General features: G+C 41.0%; 18 protein-coding genes, 2 tRNA genes and 1 pseudogene. 12 read left to right on the top strand and 9 right to left on the bottom strand.

Translation table 11 applies throughout. The features are described 5' to 3' along the window. Together metK and VB693_RS00405 are read right to left on the bottom strand one after the other, a co-directional pair. Positions 1-1,188 (bottom strand): methionine adenosyltransferase, encoded by a 1,188-nt coding sequence (metK, locus tag VB693_RS00410; protein ID WP_323264574.1) that lies wholly within the window; start codon positions 1,186-1,188, stop codon positions 1-3. Next, on the bottom strand, positions 1,185-4,226 hold the full coding sequence (locus VB693_RS00405) for an HAD-IC family P-type ATPase (protein WP_323264573.1): 3,042 nt from the start codon (positions 4,224-4,226) through the stop codon (positions 1,185-1,187). The genes metK and VB693_RS00405 overlap by 4 nt, the downstream gene beginning before the upstream one ends. Before the next feature lie 413 nt (positions 4,227-4,639). On the opposite strand from VB693_RS00405, the gene VB693_RS00400 reads away from it, so the two are divergent. Continuing rightward, complete coding sequence (locus VB693_RS00400) at positions 4,640-4,927, top strand: DUF427 domain-containing protein (RefSeq protein WP_190700049.1); 288 nt, start codon at positions 4,640-4,642, stop codon at positions 4,925-4,927. 83 nt (positions 4,928-5,010) lie between these two features. Here the strand turns inward: VB693_RS00400 and VB693_RS00395 are convergent, their stop codons facing one another. Further along, a complete protein-coding gene (locus tag VB693_RS00395; RefSeq protein WP_323264572.1) occupies positions 5,011-5,589 on the bottom strand; it encodes a hypothetical protein in 579 nt (192 codons plus the stop codon). 603 nt (positions 5,590-6,192) lie between these two features. Between VB693_RS00395 and VB693_RS00390 the strand changes: the two are divergent. The 3 genes and pseudogenes from VB693_RS00390 to surE all read left to right on the top strand — a co-directional run. Next, a pseudogene (locus VB693_RS00390) lies at positions 6,193-6,477 on the top strand (hypothetical protein); the annotation flags it as partial. 354 nt (positions 6,478-6,831) lie between these two features. Then, entirely contained in the window at positions 6,832-7,761 is a 930-nt protein-coding gene (locus VB693_RS00380) for a M48 family metallopeptidase (RefSeq protein WP_323264570.1), read from the top strand. Between the two features lie 64 nt (positions 7,762-7,825). Further along, positions 7,826-8,506, top strand: a complete 681-nt coding sequence (gene surE / locus VB693_RS00375; protein ID WP_323264569.1) for a 5'/3'-nucleotidase SurE — start codon at positions 7,826-7,828, stop codon at positions 8,504-8,506. A gap of 110 nt (positions 8,507-8,616) precedes the next feature. Here the strand turns inward: surE and VB693_RS00370 are convergent, their stop codons facing one another. Then, positions 8,617-8,919 (bottom strand): hypothetical protein, encoded by a 303-nt coding sequence (locus tag VB693_RS00370; protein WP_190700037.1) that lies wholly within the window; start codon positions 8,917-8,919, stop codon positions 8,617-8,619. A gap of 744 nt (positions 8,920-9,663) precedes the next feature. Here VB693_RS00370 and VB693_RS00365 point away from each other — a divergent pair. The 6 genes from VB693_RS00365 to VB693_RS00340 all read left to right on the top strand — a co-directional run bounded on the left by VB693_RS00365 (position 9,664) and on the right by VB693_RS00340 (position 15,168). Beyond that, positions 9,664-10,341 carry a sugar transferase gene (locus tag VB693_RS00365; RefSeq protein WP_323264568.1) on the top strand — a complete coding sequence of 226 codons (678 nt, stop codon included), beginning with the start codon at positions 9,664-9,666 and terminating at the stop codon, positions 10,339-10,341. 443 nt (positions 10,342-10,784) lie between these two features. Then, the gene (locus VB693_RS00360) at positions 10,785-12,038 is read left to right on the top strand and encodes a 50S ribosome-binding GTPase (RefSeq protein ID WP_323264567.1); all 1,254 of its coding nucleotides are present in this window, start codon (positions 10,785-10,787) and stop codon (positions 12,036-12,038) included. A gap of 37 nt (positions 12,039-12,075) precedes the next feature. Further along, positions 12,076-12,855 (top strand): DUF6816 family protein, encoded by a 780-nt coding sequence (locus VB693_RS00355; RefSeq protein WP_323264566.1) that lies wholly within the window; start codon positions 12,076-12,078, stop codon positions 12,853-12,855. Positions 12,856-13,000: 145 nt separating this feature from the next. Then, positions 13,001-14,821, top strand: coding sequence for an ABC transporter ATP-binding protein (locus tag VB693_RS00350; protein WP_323264565.1), 1,821 nt, complete (start codon positions 13,001-13,003; stop codon positions 14,819-14,821). Between the two features lie 134 nt (positions 14,822-14,955). After that, positions 14,956-15,038: transfer RNA gene (locus VB693_RS00345), tRNA-Tyr, on the top strand. 58 nt (positions 15,039-15,096) lie between these two features. Beyond that, positions 15,097-15,168, top strand: a tRNA-Thr gene (locus VB693_RS00340). Between the two features lie 75 nt (positions 15,169-15,243). On the opposite strand, the gene VB693_RS00335 is transcribed toward VB693_RS00340, so the two are convergent. Beyond that, entirely contained in the window at positions 15,244-16,050 is an 807-nt protein-coding gene (locus VB693_RS00335) for a M15 family metallopeptidase (RefSeq protein ID WP_323264564.1), read from the bottom strand. Positions 16,051-16,151: 101 nt separating this feature from the next. Between VB693_RS00335 and VB693_RS00330 the strand changes: the two genes are divergently transcribed. Beyond that, positions 16,152-17,078: an AEC family transporter gene (locus VB693_RS00330; RefSeq protein ID WP_323264563.1), complete on the top strand. Its 927-nt coding sequence runs from the start codon at positions 16,152-16,154 to the stop codon at positions 17,076-17,078. Between the two features lie 87 nt (positions 17,079-17,165). On the opposite strand, the gene VB693_RS00325 is transcribed toward VB693_RS00330, so the two are convergent. Continuing rightward, a complete protein-coding gene (locus VB693_RS00325; RefSeq protein WP_323264562.1) occupies positions 17,166-17,675 on the bottom strand; it encodes a phosphoribosyltransferase in 510 nt (169 codons plus the stop codon). A 92-nt stretch (positions 17,676-17,767) separates the two neighbouring features. Here VB693_RS00325 and VB693_RS00320 point away from each other — a divergent pair, with 92 nt between their 5' ends. Beyond that, complete coding sequence (locus VB693_RS00320) at positions 17,768-19,225, top strand: MFS transporter (RefSeq protein WP_323264561.1); 1,458 nt, start codon at positions 17,768-17,770, stop codon at positions 19,223-19,225. Positions 19,226-19,300: 75 nt separating this feature from the next. On the opposite strand, the gene VB693_RS00315 is transcribed toward VB693_RS00320, so the two are convergent. From VB693_RS00315 to VB693_RS00305, 3 genes are read right to left on the bottom strand one after another with little or no spacing between them, the layout of a single operon-like run. Continuing rightward, on the bottom strand, positions 19,301-20,338 hold the full coding sequence (locus tag VB693_RS00315) for a hypothetical protein (RefSeq protein ID WP_323264560.1): 1,038 nt from the start codon (positions 20,336-20,338) through the stop codon (positions 19,301-19,303). Positions 20,339-20,374: 36 nt separating this feature from the next. Continuing rightward, positions 20,375-21,274: a cyclophane-forming radical SAM/SPASM peptide maturase GrrM/OscB gene (gene grrM, locus VB693_RS00310; RefSeq protein ID WP_323264559.1), complete on the bottom strand. Its 900-nt coding sequence runs from the start codon at positions 21,272-21,274 to the stop codon at positions 20,375-20,377. Then, on the bottom strand, positions 21,225-21,506 hold the full coding sequence (locus tag VB693_RS00305; RefSeq protein ID WP_323264558.1) for a hypothetical protein: 282 nt from the start codon (positions 21,504-21,506) through the stop codon (positions 21,225-21,227). Before VB693_RS00305 ends, grrM begins: the two co-directional genes overlap by 50 nt. Positions 21,507-21,527 lie beyond the last annotated feature (21 nt).

The raw sequence follows: 21,527 nt of genomic DNA, 5'->3' as shown, positions 1-21,527 counted from the left end.
TTAGTTCAAAAAACTGACTTTATCTATTTTTTCCCACGGCAAATCTAGATCATCTCTACCTACATGACCATAAGCAGCTAGCTTTCTATAAAATCCGCCTTTCATCAATGAAGGTAAATGTCTTAAATTAAACTCTTTGAGAATACCTGCTAGGCGAAAATCAAAATATTTTTCTAATAAAATTGTGATTTCATCATCAGATATTTTACCTGTACCAAAAGTTTCTACTTGCACGCTTACAGGACGAGATAGACCTATAGAATAACTTAGTTGCACTTCACATTCATCTGCTAGGTTAGCCGCAACAATATTTTTAGCAGCATAACGAGCAGCATAAGCTCCAATTCGATCTATTCTGATGGGGTCTTTACCACTTAAAGCTGAACCACTATGTTTAGAATATTCACCATAGGTATCTATAGCGTTTTTTCTGCCTGTTAAACCAGAATGCACCGCAGGCCCCCCAACAATAAACGGGCCATCGGGATTGATAAATATTCTAGTTTCTACATCCGGTTTAATTTCTTCATGTTCAAACACCGGAAAAATTACAGTTTCTCTAATATCATCCTGCAATTTTTTCAACTCAGGTTTTTTGCGTTTATTTTGACTAGCAACAATTGTAATACTATGGATTCTATGGGGACGGCGATTTTTATATTCAATTCCAACCTGAGTTTTACCATCAGGAGTTAGATAATCTAGGATGTTTTTACTTCTAACTTCACTCATTTTTCTAGCTAGTTTATGTGCTAACCATATAGGCAAGGGCATGAGTGTTGTTGTTTGCTTACAAGCAAAACCAAAAACTGTAGCTTGGTTAGTTACCGTAATTTTTTCTATCTCTTCATCTGATAGTTTTTGCTCATCAAATAAGTGATATTGATCAGGAGGTAATTCTGTTAAGCTGGTCAAAACACTACAAGTTTTACCATTAAATTCTTTGTGGTTATAACCAACCTGATCGATAACTTGTCTAGCAATATTGGTAAAATCTACGTTGGCATTTGGTTCAAATCGGGCAGCCAGAAAAACAATCCCTGTAGCAACAGCGCATTCTGTAATGACTCTGGCGTAGGGGTCTTGTTGCAAAAAACGATCAACGATCGCATCACTAATCTGATCACAAAGTTTATCAGGATGTCCCTCTGTCACCGATTCTGATGTAAACATAAAGTCTTTTTTCATACTTCACCTACTTTTGGGGATTGGGATAATTTTTTCCTAGTCACCAGTCCCCAGTCACCAGTCCCTTTTGTTCCTTCATTTACCAACAAGGGCAGTACAGCACTAGCACCAATGACAGCACCATCCACAAGATTAATTGGGGTGATTCTTAATAGATTTCTCAGTGGGGGAATAGCGATCGCTAAAACTTGAATGGCAAAAGAACCTGTAATGGCAGCATTTAAATAAGGATTATTCGGGAGTTTTTCTTGACTAAAAATGCTGTGGGTTTCGGAACGGCTGCTAATTGTATGTAGCAGTTGGGCTGATGTCAGACTCATAAAGGCAATGGTGCTAGCCTGGGGAGTCATACCATATCTGAGGAGGCTGTAACCATAGGCGGCTAGGGTACTAGCAGAGATGACTGCTGATTCAAAAGCAATTCTGCCAAAATCAGAATTTTTGATGATTGGTTCTGCTGGACTGCGGGGTGGTTGGCTTAATACTTCTGGTTCTGGTGCTTCCAACGCCAGAGATAAACCAGGGAAAATATCTGTGACTAAATTTAGCCATAGTAGTTGAATGGCATTCAAGGGTTCACCAATACCCACGGCTGTAGCAGTAGTCATCACCATGATTTCGCTGAGGTTGGTGGAGAGGAGGAAATGCACGGATTTACGAATGTTGTTATAAATCGTCCGTCCGCGACTGACGGCGATAATCATGGTTTCGAGTCGGTCGTCTTCTAATACTATATCTGCAACCTCACGGGCGACATCTGTACCACCTTTACCCATTGCGACACCAACTTGAGCAGCTTTTAAGGCGGGTGCATCGTTAATTCCATCGCCGGTCATGGCGACGACTTTACCTGCACTTTGCAAGGCTTGGACGATTTGCAGTTTGTTGCTGGGACTGATGCGGGCAAATACGTCTACTTTGTCGCTGAGGGCGGTTAAGGCTTCTGGGGTGAGGTTGTTGAGGTTTGTGGAGTCGAGAATTTCTAGTTGGGTGTCGCGGTTTAATTCTAATTCTTTAGCGATTGCATAGGCGGTAGGACTTTGATCACCGGTAATCATGACGGTGTCAATCCCGGCTTGATGGAAGTCGGCAATTAAGGCTTTCGCGCCTTTTCTAATAGGGTCTGCCATACCTACCAAACCCAACCAAATCAGGTCTGATTCATGGTTATGATTGTTGCCGTTGCCGTTGTAGTCTTCATCTATATGGCTGTAGGCTATGCCCAGGACTCGCAACGCTTTCCCGGCCATGCGATCGTTTTCAATTTCTATTGTCTGCCTTTGTTCGTCATCTAAAGGCACTACTTGGCCATTTTCTATCCTGCATTGGCATAGCTGTGCAACTTCGGTGGGGCTACCTTTGACAGCTACAAATTTATTTTGATTATGAGTTTGGTGAATTGTACTCATAATGTTACGGTTTTCGGAACGCAGGTTAGTTTGCAGTAGAGGATATTTTTCTCGCAGGGCGATCGCATCTACTCCCGCCGCAATGGCCATGTAAATCAGGGCGTTTTCTGTAGCTGAACCTGTAACTGCATACTCCCCATCCGCTTGTCTGCTGACTTCACTTTCATTACATAACACCGATACATGAATCAACTTTAATAGTTCATCGTCAGCGTAGGGGTTGAGATTCTCCTCTCCAACTAGAAAGTCACCATCCGAAACTTTAATTTCTCTGGTGTTGGCGTGAATTTCCACCACGGACATTTTATTTTCGGTAATTGTCCCGGTTTTATCCATGCAAATTGTCTGCACAGAACCTAAAGCTTCGACAGCAGCCAGACTCCGCACCAAAACTTTATGCTTCCGCATATCGCGGATACCTAAAGCTAGGGTGGTAGTGGCAATTGTGGGTAGTCCTTCGGGAACAGCCGCCACCGCTAAAGATATGGATGATTTCAGCATCTGTACTAAACCATATCCCCGCATTACTCCCATCCCAAAGACTAGTCCGCAAATCCCCATACTGATTAACACCAGTTGTCCGCCTACTGCGTCTAGTTGTTTGGCTAGGGGTGTTTCTGTGGCTTTGGCTGCGCCTACTAGCTGTTGAATTTTACCCATTTCTGTATATGTGCCTGTCGCCACCACCACCGCCAATCCTTGACCGCCTGTGATATAAGTGCCTTTGTAGGCCATATTGAAGCGATCGCCTAATGGCACATCTTCACCCATCAAAGATGCCGTAGTCTTACTAACGGGGATACTCTCACCAGTCAAAGCCGACTCATCAATACTTATATCATCGCCTGCAATCAATCTGGCATCAGCCGCTATATAATTGCCTGGTTTAAGAATTAAAATATCTCCCACAACTATATTTTCGATGGGTATTTCTATAGACTTTCCATCCCTCATTACCCAAGCAGATGTTTGTTGATGATGTTTCAAGGAGTGAATAATTTTTTCTGACTGGCTTTCTGTGACATAACCAATCACTGCATTCAAGCCCACCACGCCTAAAATCACCGCAGCATCAATCAATCCACCAGTGAAAATTGATACTCCCGCCGCCACACCCAATAAAGCCACAGGTAAGGACTGAAACTGTTCAATGATGATGCTCAAATTAGACCGCAATTCAGTTTCTGCAAGGACATTCGCGCCATATTTACTCAAATTAATGGCAGCCGCTTGACTCGATAGCCCTGATTCCGGTGAAGTTTGGAAGGTATGGAGAACTTTATCTGTGGGGATTAAATGCCAATTATCTGTTCTTTGTTCTTCGACACTACTATGAGTTTTTGTAATTTTATGAGTAGGTTTTATTAATTTTGCGGTTTGAGTTGACGGCTGATTTTTTGTAAATTTTAATATAGCTTTTGCAAGCAAAGCTTGAATTTGTTGATAATTGTATTGTGGCGTAAAATTTACCAACAAATTCCCCGTTAATGTATTGGCATGGACTTGCCATATTACTGGGTTTTTGATTAGCGATCGCTCTAAATATTCTTTTAATTCTATCGAACCATAAAGTTCTGTGATTTTATATCTGGCTCTCCCTTTAACTTGAGTATGTATTGCTTTAATCACAACAACCTTGACCCCTTCCATCTCTAAAAAGTTTGTTTTATACGTATATACTTATTAAATAATCATAGTATGACTAACTCTAAAATATAGTTATTGAGCTTGTTAAGAGTTTCAAAGTTTTAATTACACACCATCAGTCATTTTCACTACATATGCACATGACTATGAAAATATGACTTCACATAAAAGCTTAATTAAAACAATTACTAGTGCCATCAGCCAAAAGTGACAGAAGGGTTTTGCCATTATTCACAAAACTATAGTGGTTTGGCTATCCATTACTTCCTCTGCCATCATGGTATTAAAAGTAGCGATCGCTTTTCTGATAGCATTCTGTGTGAGTCACAATCTCAATACTTGAAGCTGTAGAAGTGTCAGAATATTAAGTGTAAACTTTAATCACAAACGCACTTATGCCGAAAGCTATTTGGAACGGGGCTGTTTTAGCTGAAAGCGACCAAACCGTCGTCGTGGAAGGCAACCATTATTTCCCATCTGACGCAATTAACAAGCAGTATTTCCAAGAAAGTAACACTCACACTACTTGTCCGTGGAAAGGTGTTGCTAGTTACTACAGCATCGCCGTTGATGGACAAGTCAACAAAGACGCGGCTTGGTACTATCCCAACGCCAAGGAGAAAGCTAAGAATATTGAGGGTTATGTTGCTTTTTGGAAAGGTGTAAAAGTCGAAAATAATTAGGAAAAACACCTATTTTCCTCTGTGTCTCCGTGTCTCTGTGGTGAATAAATTATTTTTAACCACAGAGGCACAGAGAATTAGTCTTACCATGCTTCTGCCCAATAGACAATTTCTGAGGCTGAACTATCAATAGCTACACCATAACTATTACCGTGATTCCACTTAAAGCCGGCTCTACCTTTATCCTCGGCATTTAAGACTAATATTTCGTAGGAAGGGGGAAAAGACTCACCGCCAGAATCGCTTGTGTAAAACAAAGTGGTTGGTACACCATTGGGTAAATTGGCGTGGTCGTTACTGTCTCCACCCCGATATTGACGTTTTGCCAGTTTTCTGTATTGTGTCAGTAACTTTTGAATCTGTGCTGGTGATTGTTTGAGTCTAGTTTGAAAGAAAACACTTGCTTGGGAAACTCCCGGAGAGTAAGCAATGCGTAGATTTTCGGTATCCTTCGGTATTTCTTTAGGGAAATGCTTTACTTCTTCTTGACTTAACCAGAGTTGATGACGAATTTCATGATAACGAGATGTATCAGTAATTACTTGATTGGGGCTACTACTACTAAACGCTCTTCTTAGAAAGAAACTCCCGCCGACAACGCCAACACTGCCTAGGGAGAATAAAACTATCATCGTGAATTTGACAAAGTGCGATCGCTTCATAGCCTTGGGTAGCTTCTAAGGTTTATAGCTATATACCCAATTACTAAACTAAAACCGTAATATTTCGGAGATGGATCTAGATATTTTGATGGAATCTTTGTGTAATCAGGGAAAATACGAGGTTAGCGTAAAATTTCCATGAAGAATATCTGGCTATCTAGTCAAAAACCACAAGTAACTATTTTCAGCATTTTAGCCATTCTTAGGCATTCATCATCGCCAAAAAGCCTAATTTCCTTAAGAAAATAAAGTTTTAAACGATAACCGTATATTTGCTGTAGGTGTAAGTTGTATAGTAAATATTTTAGCGATCGCCTGAGTTGGAATGAGTGCTGAGTTTAATCAAAGTTCGTAGTAAGGACTTCAGTTCTTAGAAGAATAACCCTCTTTTATCACTTTCGGGAGAGAATAATCTGGAATGCTTACAGCATAAGACTTTTACCAAAAACCATGATTTCAACCATTGTGTTAGAAAATAAACGCTCAAATGCCCGTTCTATCTACAGTTCAAGATTTGGCTTTGATTTTTATTTTCCCAGAGTAACAAAAGAGGGATAAGGACTGAAGTCCTTACTACAAACCTCAGAATATTTTTGAATTTTTATGTATCAAGTCGGTGGTAGCCTTCCCACAGATGCGCCAACTTATGTCAAACGTCAAGCTGATGATGACTTATATACGGGCTTGAAAGCTGGGCAATTTTGTTATGTTCTTAACTCGCGCCAGATGGGGAAATCTAGCCTGCGGGTGCAGGTGATGGGGCGATTGCAGGCGGAGGGGTTTGCTTGTGCGGCTGTGGATATTACCGCCATTGGGACGGCAGAGATTACGCCGGAACAATGGTATGCGGGGATGATTGATACTTTGGTGGGATATTTTAATTTATATAGAACCCATTTGGGATCTATGAAGTAGCTAACCGTTTGAGCATAAGTCTGACAAAACAGAGATGAATTTTAGTCGTCGCATTCGCCAAAGTTCTTTCAAAATTTTTGACCAAGCTTTTACAGCGTTCCATCCAAGCATTACTTCTTTCAATGACCCATCTGGCTTTAATCGGCACAAAACCAGACTTTCCTTTCAGGGATTTTTCCTTCTGGGATGGTTTGGGAGACTTGGGGGTTAGGTTTGAGAGAAAGTTGCACACGGCGTTATATATGACGAGTCAATTTTAGTTATGTAACAAGTATGATGAGACCCGTCCAGTCTATATTTAGATTGTTATGTTAAACACCCAAACTTATGACAAAAAAACAATTTATCGGGTTGGAAACAGAGTTTTATGAGCATCCATTTGATCATCAAGCACGCGTCTCTTTAGAACGGACTCCAGTGCTACGTTTATTGTTGAAAAAAGTCAATGAATATGGCATCGATAAATTACTGCGGATGCAAATAACTGGTTGTGAATTTAAAGTCACGCCTCGTAATTTTCCCAGACTCAATGACGCTTTTTTGGAAGCCTGTAACATCCTCAATATTAATCCTATTCCAGAACTGTTTTTATTTCGCGGCACAGGGTACATTAAAGCCTACGCCGTTGGGGTAGAAAAGCCAGTAGTAGGGATAAATCTGGAAGGGATGGAATGGCTTTCCCATGATGAATTGTTGTTTGTGTTTGGACACGAAGTTGCAAAAATTAAAGGCAAATATCTGGCATATCAACAAATGGCTCATGTTATGCCTGTGGTTAAGAACTTGATTAGTAGTACAACATTAGGAATAGGTGGACTAGCTGTTAATGGTATAGAAATTGCCTTATATAACTGGATGATTATGTCCAAATTTACTGCCGATCGCGCTGGTTTATTGGCTTGTCAAAATGTAGATGTAGCGATTACTGCTTTGATGAAATTGGGTGGCTTACCACAGGAATATTTGAATGAAGATACAATCAATGATTTTGTAATTCAGGCTCGTGCTTTTGAATTTAATAATCTGGATAGTTTGGATCAATTTGCTAAAACTTTTAGCTTTATGGAACATCTTCTACCCTGGACAGTAATGAGAGCATCTGAACTTTTGAAGTGGGTAGACTCAGGCGATTATGAAAATTTGCGAGAAGGAAAAGAACTAGGAAGTCAGCAACCTGAAAATCAGGAAGATGACGAAAACTGGAACTTTCTTACCGCCTGGGATGGAGACAGGGAAGAGGTAATAGGTGATAGGTGACAGGGGACAGGGGACAGGGGACAGGGAAGAGTTTTTTTGAATTTTGAATTCGGAGCGAAGCGACGTGACCATAATTTTAACTAATGATGACGGTATTGATGCGCCTGGGATTAAAGCGTTGGCGCAAGCTGTCAATGCTAAAAATGTGCTGATTGCTGCACCAAAGCATCATCAATCTGGTTGTGGTCATCAAGTCACGACTACTCGTCCAATTAATCTGAAGCGGCGTTCTGATTTTGAGTATGCGATCGCTGGTACTCCTGCTGATTGTGTCAGAATTGCCTTAACGCAACTGTGTCAAGATGCCAAATTTGTTTTGTCAGGAATCAACGCCGGCGGTAACTTGGGAGTTGATGCTTACATTTCTGGTACTGTCGCGGCTGTACGAGAAGCCGCCATGCACGGTATCCCCGGTATCGCCATCTCCCATTATCGTAAAGCCAAGCAAAATTTTGATTGGGAGTTGGCGGCTAAGTTGACGGCTGAGGTTTTAACCGACTTATTACACCGTCCCCTAGAATCGGGATGTTTTTGGAACGTGAACTTACCCCATCTACAACCAGGAGAACCAGAACCGCAGTTGGTGTTCTGCCAACCTTGTAATAAACCTTTACCAGTCAACTATCGCATTGATGGTGATGATTTTTATTATGTGGGGGAATATGGCAAACGCGATCGCACACCTGGCAGTGATGTAGATGTTTGCTTTTCTGGTAATATTTCAGTTACTCAATTAAAAGTTTAAGAGCATTGCGAATTGGGCATTGGACATTGGAGAAAAATTTAAAACTCACAACTAGCACTCAGCACTCATTACTCAGCACCGGCTAAAAGCCGCGCTACCGCTAACACAACTCAGCACTCATCTAATCCCTGAATTAATGAAGTCAATTTATCTAAAGTTTGTGTGAGTTGAGCCAATTTTTGCAATGAGTCATCCTGTGATTCGGCCAGACTTTGGACTGCATCACACAAGGCAAAAATTTGATACCCTTGTTGCTGTAACTGCTTACCTTGTGCTTCAACTTGGCAACTAAGATTTTCTAATCTGTCTGCCAGACGTTCAATTGTTTCAGTTGTAGAGAGTACAGCTTCTCCAATTTGCTCAACAATGGATTCTAGACGGTTAATTTTTACTTCGACCCCAGATGAAATCATGTCCTGACTACCCCGATAGTGAGAGAGCATTTGCGTATTTGAATATCAATAATAAGTAATTTAATTTACTAAAAACAGCCTGATATAATCGCTGCGTTAATAATATTTCTAAGTTGTTTGTTACTGCTTCTGGCAAATGATAGAAGCATTTTTTCTAGTTAAGTGATATTTTCTTAGTTTTGTTTCACTTTTTAACCTATGTAATTTAGATATTACAAAAATGTAGAAGGTAGGAAAACTTATTGCAGAAGCTTTTCAACCTTTTTAAACTAAATAGTGATTTTTGCCCAGCTTATTTAGTTGTTTAAGCTATAGCATTTCCTCATCACATGAGGTATATCATAGTTCCCTCTTCGCGGCAGAGCGAAGTCTGAGCAGCCGTTTCCACCGAACAGAACTTCGGGGGAGAGGTTTGGGGGGTGGAGTTCTTCTACCTCACTCAACCGAGAAACGCTATTCTACGAATTTCCTTACCCGTCAAATTTAACTTGCTAGCTTGCACTAGGAACAATTTTTAAGCTGGATGAGTTCTTTTATACATATTAATCTGTGCCAATCATCCTCTATGAGATATATTTATCTCTCTTTATCTTAAATTCATAAAACTTAATGATTTCCTGAATTTAGATGAAGATCAAGTAAATATACTGTGAAATATCAGTTTTATATGAAGTAATGTTTATATCCTGAGCGAAAATCAGTAATACTACCATTGTTCCTAAACATTCGGCTAGAGAATGTACCATGTACCCAACACCTGTACAAAAAATCTTGCAAAGTGATACTTATCAAGACTGGAGATTAGAATTTACTCAACATCCATCAGTACAGTCAAAATTTAAGCGTTGTCTCGATATTTTAGGGAGTCTGGTGGGACTGTTGATTTTTGCTATTGTATTTATACCGATCGCGATCGCCATCAAACTCGATAGTCCCGGTGCGATTTTCTTCTCTCAAGAACGCTACGGAGTTTACGGTCGTCCCTTTCGCATTTGGAAATTCCGTTCAATGGTCAACGATGCGGAGAACCTCAAATCTTTAGTAGACAACGAAGCTAATGGACTCGTATTTAAGAACAAAAATGATTTCCGCGTCACAAAAGTAGGACGCTTTTTACGCAGCACCAGTTTAGACGAACTCCCCCAGTTTTGGAATGTGTTGATGGGCGATATGAGTTTAGTGGGAACACGTCCACCCACTGGTGATGAAGTAGCAAAGTATAACAACCGCCACTGGCAACGTTTAAACGTCAAACCAGGATTGACCGGTGAATGGCAAGTTCATGGGCGATCGCAAGTAAAAGATTTTGAACAAATAGTTGAATTAGACCTACGTTATCAAAGCAATTGGCATCCACTATACGATGTATATCTAATTTTTAAGACCATCTACGTCATTGTTGGCAGAATTGGAGCTTGTTAACGCAGAAATGAAGAGGATTTGACTTGTTTCTTCTTTTCCTAGCTGCTAGTGTGAGGCTGACATCTTGCACCTGGGTCAAAAACCGGATTTCTTGAGTATATTTGAGGTTGAAAGCCTTGATAGCTCTTGAGAAACCCGGTTTTTTAAGTTTTGTTGATACTAGTCCAAGGCATAAAAATTACCATTTCTACTCAGTTAACGGCAAAATTGTAGTTGAGAGCAATAACCAAAAAATTACAAATTAACGCGATGTGCAACTTATTTTTGAAACCCCTCTCCATAGCTTGCTTCTCTTACGTTCCCTGCGGGACGCTGCGCGTTGGCGTAGCCTCTCGTTCGCGTAGCGTCTCCCTTTGGGAGAAGAGAATGTAGGGAAGGGGTTGGGGGTTAGGTTTGAGAGAAAGTTGCACACGGCGTAAATTACGAATTACGAATTAGTGACGATGATTAGACCAAAATCTTGGAGAAATCGCCTAACTGGTGCCTGGAAGAAGACAGCCGGAGGTTTAAGACAACGTGTACCTGTAGACCAAGTTACACAGACAGTAGCACAGTGGTTTAGTGTTAGCGAAACTGAAATTACAGAAATTTTAGAGAGAGTCCGCAAAGAACTACCAACAACAGAGGCTTTGTTAATCGGTAAACCCCAAGCTGGCAAAAGTTCCATTATCCGGGGATTAACAGGGGTGTCGGCTGAGATTGTCGGACAGGGATATCGTCCCCACACACAACACACTGAACGGTATGCTTATCCTTCCAATGAACTGCCGTTGCTGATTTTTACTGATACAGTAGGGCTAGGAGATATCAACCAAGAAACCCAGGCGATTATTCAAGAGTTGGTAGGAGACTTACAACAGGAAACCAAACGTGCCAGAGTCTTAATTTTGACAGTAAAAATTAACGACTTCGCTACTGACACCCTACGCCAGATTGCTCAACAGTTGCGTCAGAAGTACCCAGAAGTACCCTGTTTACTAGCAGTTACCTGCTTGCATGAAATTTACCCCCCCAGCGTCTCGGATCATCCAGCCTATCCCCCAGACTATGAGGAGATGAATCGAGCTTTTGGGGCGATTCAAGAAGCCTTTGCGGGATTATGCGATCGCTCGGTTCTCATTGACTTTACCTTAGAGGAAGATGGCTATAATCCTGTGTTTTACGGCTTAGACGCACTTAGGGATAGCCTGGCAGAATTGCTCCCCGAAGCAGAAGCGCAGGCGATTTACCAGCTATTAGATAAGCAAGCATCAGAGAAACTGGGCAATATCTACCGAGATGCAGGCAGACGTTATATTTTATCATTCGCTGTGATGGCGGCTACCCTCTCGGCTGTGCCATTACCCTTTGCTACCATGCCTGTATTAACCGCCTTGCAAGTTTCGATGGTGACTATATTGGGGAAACTCTACGGACAGAACTTGTCGCCATCGCAAGCCGGTGGTATTGTAAGTGCGATCGCAGGTGGTTTTTTAGCCCAAGCCATTGGTAGAGAGTTAATTAAATTTGTACCAGGTTTTGGTAGTGCGATCGCGGCATCTTGGGCAGCTGCTTACACTTGGTCATTAGGGGAAACCGCCTGTGTCTACTTTGGTGATTTAATGGGTGGTAATAAACCCGATCCCCAAGAAATTCAGTCGGTAATGCAAGAAGCATTTGAGAAAGCCAAGGAACGCTTTAAGGGAATCAAGGGTTAATTGAGGGAGTAGGGGAAAAACTCATGACTAATGACTAATGATTAAAAAAGCAATTTTAAGTATCTGCTTAGTGTTTTTATTTCTATTGGGATGGAATGATCATGCAATAGCTGGTGAATTATCCGAACATTTGGCTAACTTTCCTCAGTGGGAAAAACTAACCTCTGTGCAAACAGCAACTGGAGATTTAGTTTACCCGGAATGGATGGCGGGAAATTGGGAAGTTAAAAGCACTTTGGTAGATTTAGCCGCACCTTTAGCACCAAATATAGTTACACCTGGATTTGAAGGAAATCGCCAAGAACTCAACAAACCTGTCAGTTTTTTAGTCCGGTTTATTCCCTCAAAAATACCTAGTTCTGGCTTAAAAATAATTCCTAAAATAAATAATCATTCTAAAAATTTAGTTGCAGATAGAGCATTTAATAGCTTGAATTTAGCGCGGGCTTATTTGGGAGATGAAACAGTATTAACAGTCAAAGTTGATCCTGATTCTCCTAATCGTCAAATTACCTTTTTACGGGGAGAACGCCAATTAATTTCGATTGTGACTGCACGCGCCACAGAAAATACACCAGATGGAAAATTTATCACTTCAGAGGTATTTCAACAACTATTTAAAGGTGGTTCTCGACCTTATTTAAACTCCGTTGAATCTACTACAGCTTATCATCAACTTTCTCCAAATAATCCAGCGATTGAAGCAGATCAAGTTACTGCTGTCTATCTCTCACCCCAAGACCCAGATTATTTTCAGGCTGTTTCTCAACCCGTAGCTCTTTATCGCTATCGGTTAGAATTTCATCCCCAGAAATAATAAATGTAAAGATTTTAAACATCTACACTGCTCAAATCTCTCACCCATTCGGGTGATTTATTGATTTAGCTATTGACTACAATTGTATTATGTATGTAATATTATAACTCCAAGCGAACACTCGCACTCTTGGGCAGTGTGCATCATGGCTAAATTTCGAGACCTTCTCAATTACTTTCGTCCCGACTGGAAGCTGAGTGTTTTCAGTATTGCAGCGTCTAGTATTTACGAAATTGTTGATTTGCTTGTCCCTTATGCGATTGGACAGATTTTAAATGTTCTGTCTGGTCAACCTTTGGATCAACCATTGACGCAGGCGATCGCAATTTTTTCCGATTTTACTAATTATCCAGTCAATAAAACTCTATCATTAGGTGTGTTGCTAGGGATAATTTTCCTGGTGACTGTAATCAAAGCACCCACACAACCTTGGTTAACTAGTTGGTTTCACTGGGATATCGCCTTAAGATCGCGTCGGGATAAAACCCAAATTGCCATCGAAAAAATTCTGACTCTCCCACTAGAATTTTATGATGAAAATAATCCCGGACGGATAGCAGGCAGAGTTGCTAGAGGTATTTCTAACCACACTTGGACATATCCTGAAATCGCCGGACAGTTAATTCCTAAAATGTTTCGTGTGGTGGGAATTTTTGTATTTATTGTGTTGATTGAATGGCGAATTGCTCTGTTATATTTAATTTCTTTTGTAGCTATACTTGGCTTTAGCTTGAAGGAATTAAAACGGATAATTTGGCATGAAAGCAAATTAGATAAATACATGGAAGATACGGAAAGCCGGACTTCCGAACTAATCACTAATATCAAAACTGTCAAAGCTTTTGCAACGGAAGGCAAAGAATTAAAACGCCAAAAGCAACGTTTAGATCGAGAGCTAAAAGTAGTAGATCATCGCATTCATAAAGGTTATGTTAAACTGCTGACTTGGCAAAAAGCCGTAATTCAGTTTTGTGTATTTAGCATTTTGAGTTTAACGTTAGCAGCCACAGTCAACGGTAGAGTTTCTCTCGGTCATTTTGTTATGACTTTAACTCTTTCTAGTATGGCTTATGCTGAGTTAGAACCAATTAGCACCCTAGCAGAAGTTTTTGCTCGTCGCTATTCTTCCATGCTGCGATTTCATGAATTTCTCCAAGAACCAATTGGTAATGAATCAGTTGGGATTTTAGGTAAAGAAGACGAGACAACATCACCCTATAAATTTACTGGCAAAGTTGAATTTGTTCACGTTGGTTTTGGTTATGATGCTAACCGTAAAGTGCTGCAAGATATCAACTTGTTGATTGAACCATACCAAACAGTCGCCTTAGTCGGACGTTCTGGTTCTGGTAAGTCTACCTTGGTGAAGCTACTGTTGCGTTATTTTGAACCCCAAGATGGACAAATTCTCATTGATGGTCAAGATATTCGCACCTTGAATGTAGGTAAGTATAGACGCAGGCTGGCGATCGTACACCAAGAAGTAGACGTGTTTAACGGGACTATCTTGGAAAACCTCACCTATGGTAGACCAACTGCTACCTTGGAAGAAGTTCAAGAAGCCTGTAGAATTGCCAGAGTTGACGAAGTAGTGCAGCAACTAACCCAAGGTTATTACACCGTTGTTGGGGAACGTGGCGTCAGGTTATCTGGTGGACAAAGACAGCGTTTGGGTATTGCGAGAGCCTTGCTAGTACAACCCGATGTGCTGATTTTTGACGAAGCCACCTCTAGTCTAGATTACGAGTCTGAGCGTTCCATTCAATTAGCGATGCGATCGATTCAAGGGACTTGTACCACAATCGTCATTGCTCACCGTCTGAGTACAGTCAGGGAAGCAGATAAGATTGTCGTTTTAGATCAAGGAAAGATTGTAGAAGTCGGTAGCCATGATGAACTCTTGCGTCATGAAGGCATTTATCGCCGCTTGCACTCCCTGCAAGAAACCGGAGAACTTCTAGATTAGACAGTTTTATAGTCAGGACTTTAGTGCTTAGAAACTTTCAGGACTAAAGTCCTGACTACAAACTTCCTAAAATTTTTCTAAAGCCCTTGCCATTTCTAAAATATGCTGCTATTATTGTAAATCGTGGGACATACGGGTCGGTGTCCGAGTGGTTAATGGAGACGGACTGTAAATCCGTTGGTTTACGCCTACGCTGGTTCAAATCCAGCCCGGCCCACCTTCAATTTTAGGTTTTGGATTTCATGCAAATTCAAAATCTAGAATTTTCAAAATTCGCCCGTGTGGCTCAGTGGTAGAGCACACCCTTGGTAAGGGTGAGGTCACGAGTTCAATCCTCGTCACGGGCTTTTTAAAAAATTAACCAACTTCTCTGAGAAGTTGGTTAATTTTTTATACACTCAGCACTCAGCACTCAGCACTTTTCATTGAGCTATTTTAGCTGGTTTGATATTTCTGGCTTTATAGAACGTTTCTAGGCTATCGCGATCGCCTACAAAACGCCAGTGCCAAGGTTCATAACTCACCCCTTGTTGATTATCTTGTCCAAAGGACAGCTCAAAGCCAAAGCGAGCAGCATTAGCTTGAAGCCATTGAAAAGCTCTGGTATTTTCAAAGGTAACTTGCAGATTTGTCGCTGGTGCTGCTCCGTCCCCAATATCCACAGCGTAACCAGTATGGTGTTCACTATGTCCTGGTGGCGCACTGAGAGCTGCTCTTTGCGCTGGGGTTTGATTGCGTTGTGCGCCAATAGTAAAAAATAACTGCTCCTGTTCTTTTACAGCACGAAAGCCAGAAATAGGGACTAAAATTACCCCTGCACTCCTGGCCGCTTGTACCATCGCCTGATATCTAGCGGCGGCGTTTTTCCGCATTCTGATTCGGCCATCGGCGGTAATTGGGACTAATTCTGACACTGGTGCTTCTGGATATGCCAAATGTCCCAATACACTATCAATATTATTGGGAGAGTTAGTAGGAGTTGGTATAGGAACAGAACTAACGGGTGAAGGCTGAGATTCGACAGTTTTCTTCGGTGTGGTGAGCGAAAACAAAAAGCCGCTAATTATAGCCAGCAGTACAAATATTGTTACTCCCCCCAGCAACAAAACTATGGGTTGCAACTTTGTCTTACGCGTGACATCAGGAGTATCGCGTAAAGCTGCTGGAATATCGTCAATAGGTTCACCTAATGAGTTTTTTGGTTTTCCAGAATATCCAGCTTTATTCAAAGGTCAACTCCTGTTTTTGTTCACAATTCATAACAGATTTTAAACTAAATAGAAATAAACTGATTGGGTAGCATTTTACATCTATATCCCCAGACACAACATTGATAAATCTCCTAGAACTATACGTCAAACTTGTGGGATTAGTCCTCATAGGATTTATGCTGGGACGGAAACTACCTAGTACAGTCCCGACTCGTTTAGCTCAATTCTTGTTTTGGGTGGGAGTACCTATCAGTATTGTTGCTTTCTTACGCCAAGCTGACTTATCAGGGCCGATTTGGATTGCTCCAGCGATCGCTTACCTTGCTATTCTACTAGGAGCATTTTTAGCATGGCTAGGCATAAAAGTACAAACTTACTTCAGCGAAACCATCCCCCAAAAGTCTACTCAAGGTAGTTTGTTGTTAGCAGCGATGATTGGTAACACCGGATATCTGGGTTTCCCCATCACCTTAGCAATGATCAGTCAAGAATACTTTGCTTGGGCGTTATTTTACGATTTACTAGGGTCTTTTCCTGGTGCGTATGGCTTGGGTGTAGCTTTAGGTGCGCGTTTTGGTGACAATGAACACAATCAAGGACACATTACTCAAGTAGCTAAAGCTATTTTGATTAACCCCGCCATCTGGAGTTTTGGCTTTGGCTTATTATTCCGTCAAATAGCAATTCCTGATGAGGTAGCATTCAGCTTAGATAAATTAGCTTGGACTACAGTAGCTTTATCTTTAGTATTAATTGGGATGCGGTTGGCAAAGCTTAACACTTGGGTCAACTTACCACAGGTAGGAATCAGCTTACTCATTAAAATGCTGCTCGTTCCCTTCATTTTGGGCTGTACTTTGCCCTTTTTGGGATTAACCGGGCCAGCCGCCAAGGTAATTATCCTACAAATGGCTATGCCTCCAGCCTTCGCTTCCCTGGTAATTGCCGAAACCTTTAATTTAGATCGTAATCTCGCAGTCACAACTTTAGCACTAGGATCTATTCTCTTACTATTCACCCTGCCAATGTGGTTGTGGTTATTCTAGCTAGAAATCTCCATGTCTCTGTGCCTCTGTGGTTAAAAAGCTCTGACACCACAAAGGCACAGAGAACACAGAGAGATTAATGCCCCCTCATCCCACCTTAGCCGCCATTTCCGCCGGACTTATCTGTTCATAATGTTCAAAAGGTTGACGAATCCAAGGATTATCGGGCAAATAATCAATGTAATAATTGGGTACAACGACAGAACAAGCTTTATACCAAATCACGGCGGTGCGAATCTCTTCAATTAGGGAGTCAATATTTTCATCCAGCCAAGGAATAGTTTCCTTAAGTGTGATGCCAGAATCTACTAAGTCATCAACAACCAAAATACGCGAGCCTAATGTTTCAGTGGTCATCGTTAAATGACGAGCAAAGCTTAGACTACTTCTTTCTTGTTTACCAGGGCCACTGTAAGATGATGTTGCTAAAATTGCCAAAGGCTGTTGGTATATACGGGAAAGAATATCACCAACTCGCAGTCCGCCTCTGGCTAGACAAACAATCTGATTAAATTCCCAACCGGAGTGATAAATCTGAGCCGCCAGTTGCTCAATTTTATAGTGATATTCTGACCAAGAAACGTAAAGGTCTGGCATAAGGTAAGTATTTTATAGGTGATACTAAAGGCGATGCCTACAGTGAGCGAAGCGATCGCAAATTTCTTATTTTAGTATGAGCGCAAAACATTATGAACGATTCTGCGGCTGATGACTATCCCCAAAAGAATAAACTTAGTCAAAAACTAGATTTAAAAACCAAGCTGGCTTATGGTGCGGGAGATTTAGGCCCCGCAATTACCGCCAACATCTCCATATTTTTTCTCTTGATTTTCTTTACCAATGTAGCGGGGATTCCAGCAGGTTTAGCTGGTAGTGTCTTGTTGATTGGTAAAATCTGGGATGCAGTCAACGATCCTTTTGTGGGAGTGCTAACAGATAAGACCCAATCAAGGCGTTGGGGTCGTCGTTTACCTTGGATGTTTTATGGAGCAATTCCTTTCGGCATCTTCTTTTTCTTGCAGTGGATTGTACCGCAATTTAATAGCAACCAAAGTATTAATGTTTGGGCGTTATTTTGGTATTACGTAGCGATTGGGGTAGTTTCCCAAGTATTTTATACTGTGGTGAATTTACCTTACACTGCACTCACCCCAGAACTCACCCAAGATTATGACGAACGTACCAGCCTGAATAGTTTTCGCTTTGCCTTTTCTATTGGTGGTAGTATTCTGTCATTGTTGTTAGCGCAAGTAGTGTTTTCCCAGATAGTCAATGAGCAACAACAATATATAGTTTTAGCAGCAATTTGTACTGTAATTTCCGTTATATCTTTATATTGGTGTATTTTTGGCGTGCGCGATCGCGTCTTAGCTTTTGAAGCTCAACGTATTCAAGTCGAAGAATCTGAATCTATACCCTTTTTTGCACAACTCAAAATTGTTTTCACTAACCGACCTTTTCTCTTCGTTATCGGTATCTATCTATTTTCTTGGCTAGGCGTACAAATCACCGCCAGTATTATTCCCTTCTTTGTCATCTACTGTATGTCCCTCAAAACCGCAGATGTCCCGACAGTCATGATTGCAGTTCAAGGAACAGCCCTATTAATGTTATTTGTCTGGGCGGCTGTGAGTAAAAGAGTTGGTAAAAAACTAGTTTATTTCCTCGGTATGAGTTTATGGATAATTGCCGCCGCCGGACTCTTTTTCTTACAACCTGGTCAAATAGTTCTGATGTATGTCATGGCTATCATGGCGGGTGTTGGCGTATCCACAGCTTACTTAGTTCCCTGGTCGATGATTCCCGATGTGATTGAATTAGATGAACTCCAAACTGGACAACGCCGGGAAGGGATTTTTTATGGCTTTATGGTGTTGTTGCAAAAATTTGGTTTAGCTTTTGGGCTATTTTTAGTAGGTAATGCCTTGCAAGCATCCGGTTTTCAAGAAACTGTAGCCGGTCAAAGTCCACCACCCATACAACCTGAATCAGCCTTACTAGCTATTCGCATTGCCGTTGGCCCTTTACCCACCATCTGTTTAATTTTGGGCTTAGTCTTAACCTATTTCTACCCCATCACCCGTGAAATGCACGCAGAGATTATGCTCAAACTCCAAGCACGCCAACAACAGCGAGATAACCCATAGAAAAATTGCCGTAACAGTAGGGTAGGTTAAAGTGTAGCCTAACCCTAGTTCCGAATTTCGGGTAGATTCTAGCACTTACTCCACAATGTACTGAGCAAAGATATCTCGGTTGACCGTTGTATTTTCCTTTACAAAGTAAGAATGGTGCGCACAGGATAACCTATAACCAAACCACTCTAATAGACAACCGATTGGGTAAAGTCCCAGGTTTTCCTGAGTAATCTCAAACATATCCCCTAACATCCCGCCAACCAAATCCCCTTGTGCATCAAGATTAATCCATTTATTCACCATAGAAGGTCGGCGACCATCCTGATTTTCTCGGCGCAAAGAGGCGCGTACTGGTCCAATGGATAATGCACTGCCGACAGTAAAGAAGTTTGAGACTTGTCCCTGTAAAAATTGTTCAGCCTCAAGTTCTCGTAACCCTTCGTAGGCAACTACAGTACCCCAACTGTGGGAAATAATGTCGATTTGATTATTACTGCCAAGGAGTGGTTTCACAGTATCAGTAAAGCGATTGATGATTTGTTGGCGCATTTCGTTGTTCAACATATAGATAAGAAAGTCATCAATTCCCAAAACCTGACTAGGTTCTATGACACGAGTCTGCATGGACAGATGTACCTGGCGACCACCGCCAGTTTTTGCGGCTATCTCTTGTCGCTGTCTATCTTCTAAAATTGCCAGAATCTCTCGCTTTAATTGCTCTTTTTGCGTAGTATCAACCATATCAGCAACAGTTGACGCATTAACTAAATCACTCCACAGCACCTCTCTACGGGTATCGCCAAGATTGCCATCCTCGAACACTTTTCCAATATAAGGTTGTAATGCTTGCCACCAACTGTTGGAATATCCATGTTGATGCTGGCTAATCCCATGCACATAGACAAGATAACGGTTTTTAGTAATGCTTGGCAGCACCCCTGTTGATACTTGGGATACTGCAACCATATCTAATAGCTTCAGGTAAGCTTCAATCAGAAGCCGTTGATTTTCTGCAAAACTTTTGGCTATTGTGAGAGGTGAAGATACCTCTGGTAGGGCTTGTTTCTGTTGATCCAAAATCGAACCATTACGAGTTTGGTTTTCTTGCTGTGGTACTGGCATAAATTTTTACTTTTTTAGTTTCTAGATATAGCTACTTCATCCGTTAATCTTAGGTTGATCGAGTACCAAATAAGTTTCAATATCCTCCAGAATGATATCTGTTAAAATCTTCGTTGAATATCTGCAATACATCGTTTCAGACGATTCAAATAAGCCATTTTCAAAGTATTTGTTAGCAGGAGAACCACCTCCACAGACAGAGAAATATGGACAGGTATGCTGACATAAATCGACCCCTGCTTGAATATCGTGATTGATTCTTTTGAATTTATCTGTTTTACAGACTGATTCAAATGTGTCATGTTTCACATTACCCAAAATAAAATCGCCATAGATAGAACTTTTCATAGATAAAAGTTCTGGTGAGAATGTGGAAAAATTACCTTGATAGTCTATGCTGATAATTAAAAAAGGTGTAAATTGACCTTTTATTTCATTGGGCATTCCGTAGCAAATCTTATGTTTAAGCTCCTCAAATTCTCTAATTTTTAAGTACCAATTCGTGCTTTTCACTAGCTCATAGAAACGCTGCATAAAAGCACGGTAGCGTTTTTCTATTCCCCTATTTTCAAAAGATGATGACTCATGAGAGCCTATTTTTTCGTCAATATTAAATCCCACCTTTCTAATGTCATTTTCCATGAAGAAATTAAACATCTCTTCTGGATAATCTAAAGAGTCTTGAGTCAGCACAGCAATTACACGAAAGTCAATATTATTTGCTTTGAGCAGTGATATTCCTCTCATTGTGTTGGCATGAGTACCCAAGCCTTTCCTAGTTTTGCGGTGAGCATCGTGGATAAAATCCAGACCATCAAGGCTAATAACCATCTGCACTTGATAGCTTTTAAACAAATCACACCAAGCTTGATTAATTAATGTTCCATTAGTTTGAATGGACTGATATATGGTGCTTAATATTTTGAAATGCCGCATTATAAAAAGCGATTGGCATAGTCAAAGGTTCACCAGCGTGCCAAATCACAGTAAATTCTTGATCAATTAATTGGCTATGAAACAGATTTTTAAAGATGGGTTCGAGCAAATCGAGTGACATCTGTAGTTTAGATTGGCGATTGGGTAGATAGCAGTAATCGCAATCTAAATTACAGAAGGTAGTGGGTTGAATGATAACGAGTTTGACAGGCCCCATGTTGGTATATTGCATGGATTTCGTCACCAATTTTTT

The organism is Anabaena sp. UHCC 0399, from assembly GCF_034931465.1.
GTDB classification, from domain to species: domain Bacteria; phylum Cyanobacteriota; class Cyanobacteriia; order Cyanobacteriales; family Nostocaceae; genus Trichormus; species Trichormus minutissimus.
This window is presented reverse-complemented; position numbering and strand designations above follow the sequence as displayed.

Coding starts and splice junctions, on each gene's coding strand:
- metK (WP_323264574.1), bottom strand. CDS start 1,188: ATGAAAAAAGACTTTATGTTTACATCAGAATCGGTGACAGAGGGACAT.
- VB693_RS00350 (WP_323264565.1), top strand. CDS start 13,001: ATGGCTAAATTTCGAGACCTTCTCAATTACTTTCGTCCCGACTGGAAG.
- grrM (WP_323264559.1), bottom strand. CDS start 21,274: ATGCGGCATTTCAAAATATTAAGCACCATATATCAGTCCATTCAAACT.
- VB693_RS00355 (WP_323264566.1), top strand. CDS start 12,076: ATGATTAAAAAAGCAATTTTAAGTATCTGCTTAGTGTTTTTATTTCTA.
- VB693_RS00365 (WP_323264568.1), top strand. CDS start 9,664: ATGTACCCAACACCTGTACAAAAAATCTTGCAAAGTGATACTTATCAA.
- VB693_RS00305 (WP_323264558.1), bottom strand. CDS start 21,506: ATGCAATATACCAACATGGGGCCTGTCAAACTCGTTATCATTCAACCC.
- VB693_RS00315 (WP_323264560.1), bottom strand. CDS start 20,338: ATGCCAGTACCACAGCAAGAAAACCAAACTCGTAATGGTTCGATTTTG.
- VB693_RS00400 (WP_190700049.1), top strand. CDS start 4,640: ATGCCGAAAGCTATTTGGAACGGGGCTGTTTTAGCTGAAAGCGACCAA.
- VB693_RS00360 (WP_323264567.1), top strand. CDS start 10,785: ATGATTAGACCAAAATCTTGGAGAAATCGCCTAACTGGTGCCTGGAAG.
- VB693_RS00395 (WP_323264572.1), bottom strand. CDS start 5,589: ATGAAGCGATCGCACTTTGTCAAATTCACGATGATAGTTTTATTCTCC.
- VB693_RS00380 (WP_323264570.1), top strand. CDS start 6,832: ATGACAAAAAAACAATTTATCGGGTTGGAAACAGAGTTTTATGAGCAT.
- VB693_RS00320 (WP_323264561.1), top strand. CDS start 17,768: ATGAACGATTCTGCGGCTGATGACTATCCCCAAAAGAATAAACTTAGT.
- VB693_RS00325 (WP_323264562.1), bottom strand. CDS start 17,675: ATGCCAGACCTTTACGTTTCTTGGTCAGAATATCACTATAAAATTGAG.
- VB693_RS00370 (WP_190700037.1), bottom strand. CDS start 8,919: ATGATTTCATCTGGGGTCGAAGTAAAAATTAACCGTCTAGAATCCATT.